Annotated in this window: 11 protein-coding genes; 8 read left to right on the top strand and 3 right to left on the bottom strand. The window is 69.5% G+C overall.

Going from position 1 to position 10463, the window contains the following annotated elements:
• The first annotated feature begins 78 nt into the window (after window positions 1-78).
• On the top strand, window positions 79-1239 hold the full coding sequence (locus WBP48_RS15530; protein ID WP_424441659.1) for an LLM class flavin-dependent oxidoreductase: 1161 nt from the start codon (window positions 79-81) through the stop codon (window positions 1237-1239).
• 366 nt (window positions 1240-1605) lie between these two features.
• On the opposite strand, the gene WBP48_RS15525 is transcribed toward WBP48_RS15530, so the two are convergent.
• Together WBP48_RS15525 and WBP48_RS15520 are read right to left on the bottom strand one after the other, a co-directional pair.
• Window positions 1606-1905 (bottom strand): AbrB/MazE/SpoVT family DNA-binding domain-containing protein, encoded by a 300-nt coding sequence (locus WBP48_RS15525; RefSeq protein WP_424441658.1) that lies wholly within the window; start codon window positions 1903-1905, stop codon window positions 1606-1608.
• A gap of 438 nt (window positions 1906-2343) precedes the next feature.
• Window positions 2344-4359 (bottom strand): MFS transporter, encoded by a 2016-nt coding sequence (locus tag WBP48_RS15520; RefSeq protein ID WP_424441657.1) that lies wholly within the window; start codon window positions 4357-4359, stop codon window positions 2344-2346.
• Between the two features lie 256 nt (window positions 4360-4615).
• Here WBP48_RS15520 and WBP48_RS15515 point away from each other — a divergent pair, with 256 nt between their 5' ends.
• The 6 genes from WBP48_RS15515 (at window position 4616) to WBP48_RS15490 (ending at window position 9462) form a co-directional block, all read left to right on the top strand.
• The gene (locus WBP48_RS15515) at window positions 4616-5482 is read left to right on the top strand and encodes a DUF1684 domain-containing protein (protein ID WP_424441656.1); all 867 of its coding nucleotides are present in this window, start codon (window positions 4616-4618) and stop codon (window positions 5480-5482) included.
• Window positions 5479-6552, top strand: a complete 1074-nt coding sequence (locus tag WBP48_RS15510) for an LLM class flavin-dependent oxidoreductase (protein WP_424441655.1) — start codon at window positions 5479-5481, stop codon at window positions 6550-6552. The genes WBP48_RS15515 and WBP48_RS15510 overlap by 4 nt, the downstream gene beginning before the upstream one ends.
• On the top strand, window positions 6545-7387 hold the full coding sequence (locus WBP48_RS15505; RefSeq protein WP_424441654.1) for an NADPH-dependent oxidoreductase: 843 nt from the start codon (window positions 6545-6547) through the stop codon (window positions 7385-7387). Before WBP48_RS15510 ends, WBP48_RS15505 begins: the two co-directional genes overlap by 8 nt.
• 290 nt (window positions 7388-7677) lie before the next feature.
• Window positions 7678-7842 carry a hypothetical protein gene (locus WBP48_RS15500; RefSeq protein WP_424441653.1) on the top strand — a complete coding sequence of 55 codons (165 nt, stop codon included), beginning with the start codon at window positions 7678-7680 and terminating at the stop codon, window positions 7840-7842.
• The gene (locus WBP48_RS15495) at window positions 7839-8747 is read left to right on the top strand and encodes a PhzF family phenazine biosynthesis protein (protein WP_424441652.1); all 909 of its coding nucleotides are present in this window, start codon (window positions 7839-7841) and stop codon (window positions 8745-8747) included. The genes WBP48_RS15500 and WBP48_RS15495 overlap by 4 nt, the downstream gene beginning before the upstream one ends.
• 142 nt (window positions 8748-8889) lie before the next feature.
• Window positions 8890-9462, top strand: coding sequence for an NADPH-dependent FMN reductase (locus tag WBP48_RS15490; protein WP_424441651.1), 573 nt, complete (start codon window positions 8890-8892; stop codon window positions 9460-9462).
• A 126-nt stretch (window positions 9463-9588) separates the two neighbouring features.
• Here the strand turns inward: WBP48_RS15490 and WBP48_RS15485 are convergent, their stop codons facing one another.
• On the bottom strand, window positions 9589-9948 hold the full coding sequence (locus tag WBP48_RS15485) for a MerR family transcriptional regulator (RefSeq protein ID WP_424441650.1): 360 nt from the start codon (window positions 9946-9948) through the stop codon (window positions 9589-9591).
• Window positions 9949-9996: 48 nt separating this feature from the next.
• On the opposite strand from WBP48_RS15485, the gene WBP48_RS15480 reads away from it, so the two are divergent.
• The coding region (locus WBP48_RS15480) for an MFS transporter (protein ID WP_424441649.1) at window positions 9997-10463 on the top strand (467 nt) is incomplete at its 3' end.

Here is a 10463-nt window from a genome sequence, read left to right as displayed (position 1 = left end):
GGCCTGCACGCCACGACGTGCAGGCCCGGCCGTTCCCGTTCGCTTTCACCTAATCACCGCCACCTGTCTGGAGTCCTCATGTCCCACGTCCCCCTCTCCGTTCTCGATCTCGCGCCGTTCTCGGCGGGACAGACTCCCGCCGACGGCCTGCGCACCAGCATCCGGCTCGCCCGTCGCGCCGAAGAGCTCGGCTACAGCCGGTACTGGCTCGCCGAGCACCACCTCAACCCCGGGATCTCAGGGTCGGCGCCGCACGTGCTGCTGGCGTCGATCGCGGCGGCCACCGAGCGCATCCGCATCGGAACGGCCGCGACCATCATCGGCAACTACTCGCCGCTGCCGGTCGCCGAAGCCGCCGGCACGGTCGCAGCCCTCCATCCCGGTCGCTTCGACCTGGGGATCGGGCGCTCGGGGGCGGTGCGTCCGACCGGTGCCGGCGCCGTCTTGCCGGCGCGTGAGGGCAGCGTCGTGGATGGGCTCGTCCTGCCCGCCACCCGCGCCATCAGTTTCGATTCGGCGCGGTTCGCCGCTCAATTGCGGTTGCTCGGGCGCACCGAAGGTGACAGCGACAGGTTCGAGCAGGACGTGCTCGACATCCTCGCTTTCATCGCGGGTCCGTACGTCGCCGATGAAGGCGTGACGGTGCATGCGACTCCCGCTGAGGGTCAGGACATTCAGGTCTGGATCCACGGCAGTACCGCCGGTCCCAGCGCCGCACTTGCGGGGAGGCTCGGGCTTCCCTTCGGGGCGAACTACCACGTCGCTCCCGCATTCGTCCTCGACGCCGTCGCTGCGTATCGGGACGCGTTCCGGCCGGGCGTCATCGCCGAGCCCCACGTGATCGTCTCGGTCGATGTGTTCGCTGCCGACGACGAGGCGAGCGCCGAACGGCTGTCGCGGGGATACGCCGAGTGGGTGCACAGCATCCGCGCCGGCCAGGGCGCCATCGCCTACCCGGCGCCGGACGACGCCCTCGCCCCGCCCTTCGCGCCCGAGATCGCCGAGGTCGTGAAGGACCGACTCGACACCCGCTTCACGGGTTCTCCCGAACGCGTGGCAGAGCAGTTGGAGACGCTGCAGCGTGTCACCGGCGCCGACGAGCTTCTGCTGACGACGATCGCCTATGACCCGCGCGACCGGGAGCACTCGTACGAGCTCATCGCGGACGTATGGGGGCTCGACGCCGCGTCGGCGGGTGTGGACGCCGATGCCGAGGTGCCCGTAGGAGCGATCGCGTGACAACAGATGCCGTGGCCGCGGCATCCGTCACGATACGGCCTCGACCTCGAGTCGTAGATCAGGGGTTCTTGAACACGGCGTGGTCGCCGACCCGTCGCCATCGCACACGCAATTCCCCCGCGACGCTCGCGAGCTCGAACGTGGCGCGCCCGTCAGGCGACGCGAAGGACCAGGTCATTTCGAGTATCCCTGGTGCCGAGCGCACCGACTTCACGCGCAGCGAGGCCGGCCACGGTGTCGCCGGGTCAGCGGCGAACGCGTCGCAGGCGGGGACGAACTTCTCGCGGAGGACTTTACGGAATTCTGCCAGGTGCTCCGGCCGGAGCCTCCGAACGTCGGAGTCGAAGGCTGGGGTGGTCTCGAACTTCACAGCGTGTCGAGGTGGTCGAGGAAGGCGTCGCCGTCCTCGTGGACGGTGACGCGACCCGCCTTGACATGCTCGTCGACCTCGCGTTCGCGCTCCTGCCAGCGCTCGGTCCAGAACCATGCCTGGTCTGCGGCAACCGGCAGCGACGGGCGCAGTTCCACGACGCCATCTGGACGCTCCGTGATCTCCAGCTGGGCGCCGGGCTCGTCGAGGTGGAGTCGGCGCCGCAGTTCGGTAGGCAACGCAATCAGGCCGCGACGCTGCACACCGACATACCCGTGAAACTCTGCGCTGGACATGTCCCCAGTATTCCGCAATACGGCGAAACTGTAAAGCAGTCATGCGCCCGGAGCGCGCTGACCGCGCTGACCGCGCCACCGGCGCCATGATCCTGTTCGGGCGCCCCAGGCCTGGTGCGCCCGAACAGGATTCTGTAGCCGTCACAGGACCGGCGCAGCCAGGCCGAGGTGTTGTTGGGGATCACCGGACGCTGCGGCCCAGGCGGCTCTCCAGGAACTTGGCGAAGCCGGCCACCGTGAGGTTGATGAGGATGTAGACGGCGGCGCCCACGAGGAACGCCTCAACGAACCGCCCATCGAGAACTGGGCTGTGGGCGGTGTTCCCGGCTCAGAGCTGAAGATTGGATTCTCCCTCGACGTATAGACGCGGTGCTGACGAGGCATTCCCCGTCCGGCGCACCCAGGTGACGTGATGTGGTTGTTCCGCGGCGCGCGCGCTCACGCCGACAGCACCTTTTCGAAGCACAGCGACAGGTCCCAGTCGGCGTATGGCGGGAAGGGCTCGATCGGCCTGTACCCGAGCTTCTGGTACAGGCGTACCGCCTCGGGCTGGCGGTCGCCGGTCTGCAGGATCAGTCGCGGAGCGCCGCGCTCCACGGCGATGCTTTCGAGCTCGGTCATGAGGGCGACACTGACGCCGCGACCGCGCCCGTGGGGCTGGACGAACACGCGTTTGACTTCGAGGTCGTTACCGAGTTGGCGGAGGGCGGCGTGGCCGAGCGGGGTGCCATCGGCATCCAACACGAGGACCGTCGCAACGATATCGCGCGGATCCAGCGCGAAGTCCCGATCGTACCGAGCGCGCAGCTCTGCGTCGTACGACGCGACGAGGTCGCCGTAACGGGCGCCGATCTCGACGTCCATCGCCGCCCGCAGCGCCGCGGCACGATCGTCGTGCCATTCGACGCGGATCGGCGTCCACGCGGCGTACTCGTTGGTCGTGGAACCCACCGGGACAGTATCGCCGTCGGCGTCTGCCGCGCCGGGGCCCGCCGACACGGCCGGTAACACATCCGGACCGCGGAACGAGGGCCGCAGCGCCGCGATCAGCGCGACGACGCACGCGACGGCGCAGATCATGATCGCCCAGCGCAGACCGTCCTGGGTGATGCCGTCCCCGGCACCGAGCAACACACCGGTCGCGAGCGCGACGAAGAAGGTCGCAGACAGACGCTGTGTGAGTTGCAGGAAGGATGCTGCGACCCCGTGCAGCGCCGGATCGGCGAAGCCGAGTGTGATGGCTCGCAGCGGAGGCTCGACGAGGCCGCCGGCGAGTCCGAGGAGCACCTGGAGCGCGCTGACCGCGAGGAGCAGTGGCCAGCCGTCCCACACGAACGCGGCGGCGAGGATCGCGAGGACGCCGACGAGCTCGATCCCGACACCGAGTGCGACGACGGGGCGGCCGACCCGCAGGAACACGCGGTGGCTCAGTTGCGAGGCGACCATGCGTGCGAGAGCGGATGGCACGAACGCGATGGCGACGGTGAATGCCGAGATGCTGTGCGCTTGCAGGAAGTACACCGTCGTGGCGGTCGACAGGGCCAGGAGGCTGCCGAACCACAGCAGCGCCACGATGTTGCCGGTGACGAACCCGGCTGATCGCATGAGTGACGGGGCGAACAGCGGCAGCCGGCCGCGCCGTGCGTATCGGCGTTCCCATACCATGATCGCGCCGGCGAGCACGACGGCGACGGCGGCGATGCCGAGGGTCATCGGCAGGGGGAGACCCGGATCGATGACGGGCAGCGTCACGATGACCACGAACGCGCCGAGCATCGCGATGCCGGGCAGGTCGAGGCCCGATGAGATCCGCCCCGGTCGATCGCGCGGCAGGCCGCGCGCTCCGAGCCAGATCGCTGCGGTCGTGAACGGTATCGGGGTCAGCAGCACCCACCGCCAGCCGGACTCGGTGGGGAGCGCTTCCAGCAGCGCCCCACCGGCGAGCGGTCCGACGATCGCGGCGGCCGCGCCGACCGCCGAGTACGCTCCGAGTGCCCGCACGCGCGCGGTGCCGTGGAACGTGTCCTGGATGATGCCGAGGACCTGTGCGCTGATGAAGCCGGCACCCAGCCCCTGCAGCAGCCGCCCCGTCACGAGTACCCACACGGCAGGGGCGAGGGCCGAGGCGATGCCACCGAGCAGGAACGTGACGAGTCCTGCGATGAACAGTCCGCGGCGGCCGAACGCGTCGCCGAGCCGTCCTGCGGGAACGAGTCCGAGTCCGAAGGTCAACGAGTACGACGCGAGGAACCACTGCACGCCCGCGGTCGTCGCGCCGAGCGTTGTCGCCACGGGCGGCGCGGTGAAGGCCACCACCGTCGCATCGAGGAGCGTCGCGAATCCCGCCGCGAGGCAGCACAGGAGGGCGGCGCGGGGATCGGTCGCTGCGCGCGGGGCTTTGCGCCGCGGTGCACCGGGTGTCACCTGGGCGTCGCCAGTCTCGGGGGGCGTCACAGTGTGTCGGGTGCGGCGGCGATGCCGGTGTCGTGCTGCGCGTCGGCGGTGGAGCTCATGAGAATCCGTTCGGTGTGAGACAGCGTGGCGCACCCGGAACACAGCCGCCGGCGTCTGCGTCAAGGACAGACACCGGGCGTCACGCGAAGTAATCCCGGCATGCGACGCCGTGTGAGAAGGATGCCGTGTGACCGTCCATGACGTCCGAGCCGCCCGTCCCGACCCCGGCCCATCGCACCGCGGGTATCGTCGCGACATGACCACCACCGCGACCTCGACCGACCCCGTCGCCGCCCGCCACGAGCAGCGGATCGCCGCACACGCGAGAGCCGCCGCCGGGCCCCGTGGACCGGCATCCTTCGTGTGGGGCGACTTCGTCACCGAACCGGGCACGACCGTCGCCGGGGCGCCCGGCACCTGGGCGCCGCTACCCGCGGGCCAGCGCGGATTGCTGGTGACGGCAACAGCGGCCGACGGCATCCGCCTGCGAAATACCGACGACAAGAGCGACACCAATGGCTCGATGGTCGACGGCAACGCTGTCCTGTATGCCGATCCCGCTGACGGCCCGGCGGTCGCGCGCTTTCCCGACGGCGCAGAAGGCATCATCTTCACCTACGACGACACCAAGTACGCGCTGCAGGTGTGGAACCCGAACTCGGACTGGGCGCGGCGCTTCGCCGGCATCTCGGCGTTTCCGTACGACCCGTCCTGGGTGCTCACCGCCGACATCGTGCCTGTCGTCGGCGGTCGCACCGTCGCGATCGCTCACCACCGCGATCCCCGACCGGTGGACGTGCCCGTCGTCGCGGACGTCTCCTTCGTCGTCGACGGCCGCACCTATACCCTGGCTGCGACCTCACCGGGCCCCGACCACGATGGGCTCGCCGTGCTGTTCACCGACGCGACGACGGGGGAGGAGACCTACGGGGCGGGGCGCGTGTTGCGCCTGAACGCGAGTCCCGGGCCGACCCGGATCGATTTCAACGACGTGAGCCTGCTGCCGTGTTCGTTCAGCCTCGCATGGAACTGCCCCATTCCTCCGGTGGGCAACAACCTGCCGTTCCCCGTGCGCGCCGGTGAGCGCCGCGCGATCGACCACGAGGGAAAGGCACTGCTGTGAGTTTCGATCTGGGGTTCCTCGTCTTCTTGAACTACGAGCAGGATGCCGACGCGCTCGCCGCACTGGAAGACGGGCTCGACCTGTTCACCTTCGCGGAGGAACTGGGCTACGACAGTGCCGGCGTGCGCATCCACCACAGTGTGCGGACGCTCTCGGCGCCGTTCCCGTTCCTCGCCGCGGCCGCGGCTCGAACGCGCCGCATCCGGCTGGCCACCGGAATCATCCCGATCGGCTGGGAGGATCCGCTGCGTTTCGCGGAGGATGCCGCGACCACCGACCTGCTCAGCGGCGGCCGGCTGGATCTCGGGCTCAGCTCGGGCATCGTCCTCGGGGTCACCGACCCGGTCGCGCGGGCGAAGGCCGTGGAAGACAAGCTCACCGCGATTCTGGCCGCCATCCGGGGGGACGGGCTCGGGGACTCACCGATTGCGGCGCTGCCGATACCGAAGGCCGACGCCGTCGGTGACGGGACCGTCCCGCTGCCGCACGGTCCGTACGGTGACGCGCCCGACGAACTGATCGCCTTCCCGCGGAGCCCCGGGCTCGACCATCGGCTCGGGTACGGCGCCGGGTCGCTGTCGAGCGCGCTGCGCGCGGCACGGCTGGGGCTGAACCTCGTTCTGTCGACGATTCACGGTGAAGCGACAGGGCCCACGCTGGGCGACACCCAGGCCGAGGTGATCCGCCACTACCGTGAGGAGTTCGCTGTGCACCACCCCGACCGCACGCCGCGGGTCGCGCTCGGCCGGTCGATTCTTCCGATCGTCGACGACGACGACCGGAACGAGTTCGCGGGTCTCAAGGAGTTCTACGACCGGCTGGTGACTCCTGACGGGCGCTACACCGATTCGCCCGAGCAGCGGGGACAAGCGAGCCCCTTGTACGCGGGCGCTCCCGACGAGATCGTCGCGCGGCTGTCGGCCGATCCCGCGCTCGAGCTGATCGACGAGCTCGTGCTCACGCCGCTGACGGAGCTGACGGTGCCGCAGAAGAAGCGCGTGTTCGCCTCGGTCGCCGAGACAGTGGCGCCTCAGCTGGGCTGGACGAGGCAGGAGGCTGCTCATGCCTGACGTGGCGTCTTCAGCGGCCACGACCGACGCGACGCTGCGTGAGAGGTATGGCGGGGAGGTTCCGGTCGGCATCCGTTCCGGAGTCGGATCCGACGATGTGCTGGCACTGCTGTATCGGCATCGCTCGGTGCGTAGGTTCACCGACGAGCCGGTCGATGATGCGACCGTCACGGCGATCGTTGCGGCCGCGCAGTCGGCCGCAACGAGCTCGAATCTGCAGGCCTGGTCGGTGATCGAGGTGCGTGAACCGGCCCGCGTCGACGCGATCGCGCGGCTGTCGGGGGACCAGCAGTTCATCCGGGATGCCGGGGTGTTCCTCGTGTTCGTCGCCGATTGGGCGCGTGCCCGTCATCTCGCCGCCGACCGGTCGGCGCCCGCCGACGCCGTGGACTACCTGGAGAGCACCCTCGTCGGTTTCGTGGACGCGGCTCTCGCGGCGCAGAACGCCGTCATCGCTGCCGAGTCGCTGGGTCTGGGCACCGTGTACGTGGGCTCGGTGCGCAACGCGCCGCAGCAGGTCGCGGAGCTGCTCGCGCTGCCGTCCGGTGCCTTCCCCGTCGTGGGACTGGGGATCGGGCATCCCGACCCGGCGGATGCCGCGGGTATCAAGCCCCGACTGCCGCAGAGCGTCGTCAGGCACCGCGAGCGCTACCGCCCCGTTGAATCTGCTGAAGTCGAACGCTACGACGAGGCGGTGCGGGCGTACTACCGCACGCAGCAGCAGGACCGCGGATGGCTGCAGGGGGTGCTCGCCCGCGTGCGCGACCGGTCGGGCCTGCACGGGCGTCACACGATGCGCGCGGCGTTGCGGCGGCGGGGGCTTGCGTCGCGCTGAGGGACTCGCCGCCGTTGGCCTCGCACGGGCCGTGCGGCGTCAGCTTTTCACTGGCGCTGCCGCGCCGTGGGGCGAGAACGTCTGGCTCATGTCGCGAGACTTTCGAGTCGGCTTTTCACTGGCGCTGTCGTGCGTGCCCTCGGCATCCTCTCGTCGTGCGGTGCATGACGCCGTGTGACGCAGCGTGTCGACCGGTGAAGTACAGGGCGTGACGTCTTCGTTGCTGCCTCTTAGCGTGGGTTCACCGATTGTTCACGCCGCACGTCGGCACCGCACGTCAAGGAGGGATCATGGTCCGAGGAAGCATTGCACGCAGCGCATGGATCGACACCGATCCGCGGCTCGAGGACGCCCGCCGGGCGTTCGAAGAGGCGCGGCTCGCGCTGGAGGATGCGCGCGAGAATCTGCTGCGCACTCATGTGGAGGTCACCCGCCTCTGGTCGCGCGCGGCGTGAGCTCGCTGCCGCCGACGCGCGGTGGCGCGTCGATCCGGGTGCCGTTCGCCTGGGTCGACGTCTTCGCTGACCGTCCGCTGGCCGGCAATCCACTGCCGGTCGTCTTCGACGCTGACGCGCTCGACGACGACACCCTCCGGGGCATCGCACGCGAGTTCAATCAGTCCGAGACGACGTTCGTTCCCGCTCCGACTGATTCCCGCGCGCAGTGGCGGCTGCGGTCGTTCACCGCTGTGGGCGCCGAAGTGGTCGGCGCCGGGCACAACGCCATTGGCGCGTGGATCTGGTTGGCGACGTCGAGTCGGCTCGATCCGAGCCGGTCGACGTACCTCCAGCAGCTGGGCGACGAACTGCTCGAGGTGGAGATCTTGGCCCGTGGCGATGACACCGCCACGGCGACACTCGATCAGTCGTCACCCGAGTTCCTCGACGGCACCGCGCCGACCACCGAACTCGCCGCCGCACTTGGGTTGACGTCAGACGCGGTACGGTCCGCCGAGGTCGTGAGCACGGGGGCGGCGCATTTGCTGGTGGCGGTCGTCGCGCCGGACGTCGTCGACCGCGCACGACCGGATGCCGAGGCATTGCGCCCCCTGCTGGCGGCAGCGGGTGCGGAGGAGGGCATTTACCTCTATGCGGTGACGCCGAGCACTGACCGGCACGCGTATGCGCGCTTCTTCAACCCGACGGTCGGAATCGTGGAGGATCCCGCGACCGGTACCGCTGCGGGCCCGTTGGCTGCGCTCCTCGTGCACTCTGGATTCGCCAGCGCGGGTGAGACGGTGCGGATCGACCAAGGCACGGCGCTCGGACGCCCCAGCATCCTGCAAGTGAGGGTGGAGGGCACCCGGGTGCGAATCACCGGTGGTGGGCTCGTCGTCGCGACCGGCATCTTGCGCGTGTGAGTGCCGGCGCCGCAGGGGGACAGGTTCGCTGCTCCTTCTGTGACGCCAGGTTTCATTCGACGGAATGGACCACCCGGGTCGCGGTTTGGTCTTGGTGGACCGTGCCGAAACGCACGGCGTACGACATCGGAAGGACACGACTGTGACTATCAGAATCGGCTACATCGTCGGCTCTATCTCGAGCACCTCGATCAACCGCAAGCTCGCCAAGGCCCTCGCGAACCTCGCGCCCGAGGGCGTCGAACTGGTAGAGATCCCGATCAAGGACCTGCCGTTCTACTCGGTCGATCTCGAGGCCGACTTCCCGGCCGAGGCTCGCGCGTTCAAGGACGCGATCGCCGAGGTCGACGGCGTCATCATCGCGACGCCCGAGTACAGCCGCTCGATCCCAGGAGTGCTGAAGAACGCCCTCGACTGGTCGGCTCGCCCCTACGGGCAGGCATCTTTCAGCGGAAAGCCGACCGCCGTGATCGGGACCTCGGGCGGCGGGATCGGCGCGGCGGTCGCACAGCAGCACCTGAAGACGATCCTCAGTCACTTCAACGCGCCGACGCTCGGGCAGCCGGAGGGCTTCATCCAGTCCACGCCCGGACTCATCACCGACGAGGGCGAGGTCACCGACGAGACGACAGCCGCGTTCCTCGCGTCGTATGTGGCGGCATTCGTCGCGCTGGTCACGCGTGTCAAGGCGGCCGACGCCGCCGTCGCTGTCTGACCCAAGTCGGTCTCGGTTGCCATGTAGTTCCACCGTGGAAAGGTGGAACTACATGGCAACCTGCGCCGCAGCGGTGGCCCGGGCGCTCGGCATCGCCGACGCACCCGAGACCTTACATCCGGGCGCTCAGGCCACGCTCGCGCGGCGGAGGAATTCGGCCACTGCGTCGCGGCTGCGCGACAGACACGCCAGTCGCGCCTCGAGAGCCGCGAGCTCGGTGGCCAACTCCGCGGCGAGTTCGCGGGAGCATTCGCGTGGCAGGCCCTCCGTGGTCTGCTGTTCGATGTCGAGCACGACGCGGGTCATGCGGGTCGACAGGCCCGCCTGCACGAGCCCGCGCACGCGCTCCGCGCGCTCGACGGCGTCGTCGTCGTAGTCGCGGTAGCCGTTGCCGGCGCGCGGTGCGTCGATGAGTCCCTGCTGTTCGTAGTACCGCAGCATCCGCGTTGGGATGCCGGTGCGCGTGGACAGTTCGCCGATCCTCATGACATCCGCCTTGACATTGACATTGATGTCAAACTATAGCCTCGGGTCATGGCCACCGAAACCCTCCCCGCCGCCCGTCCGTCGACCACGCCTCTTCCGCGAGGACCCCTGCTCCTGCTCAGCTTCGCGGTGTTCCTCACCGTCACCGTCGAGACGCTGCCGGCTGGGCTCATGCCCGAGATGGCCGCCGATCTCGGCACGACGCCGGAGCGGATCGGGATGCTGATCTCGGTGTGGGCGCTGACGGTGATCGTCACCAGCATCCCGCTGACCCGGCTGCTGAACCGCGTCGACCGGCACGTCGTCGTCGCCGCGTCGCTCGCGCTGTTCGCGCTCGCGAACTTGGCCACGGCCCTCGCGCCGACGGTCGGGGTCGCCCTCGCGACGCGCGTGGTCGCCGCGGTCGCGCACGGCGTCTTCTGGGCCACCGTGATCGTGTACGCCACGTCGCTGCTGCCGCAGTCGCAGTGGGGCCGGGGACTTGCCATCGTCACCGCGGGCGGCACGGCGGCGAC

The organism is Microbacterium sp., from assembly GCF_049661145.1.
GTDB lineage: Bacteria > Actinomycetota > Actinomycetes > Actinomycetales > Microbacteriaceae > Microbacterium.
Note: the sequence above shows the minus strand (reverse complement) of the source record. Positions and strands in the feature narration are given on the sequence as shown.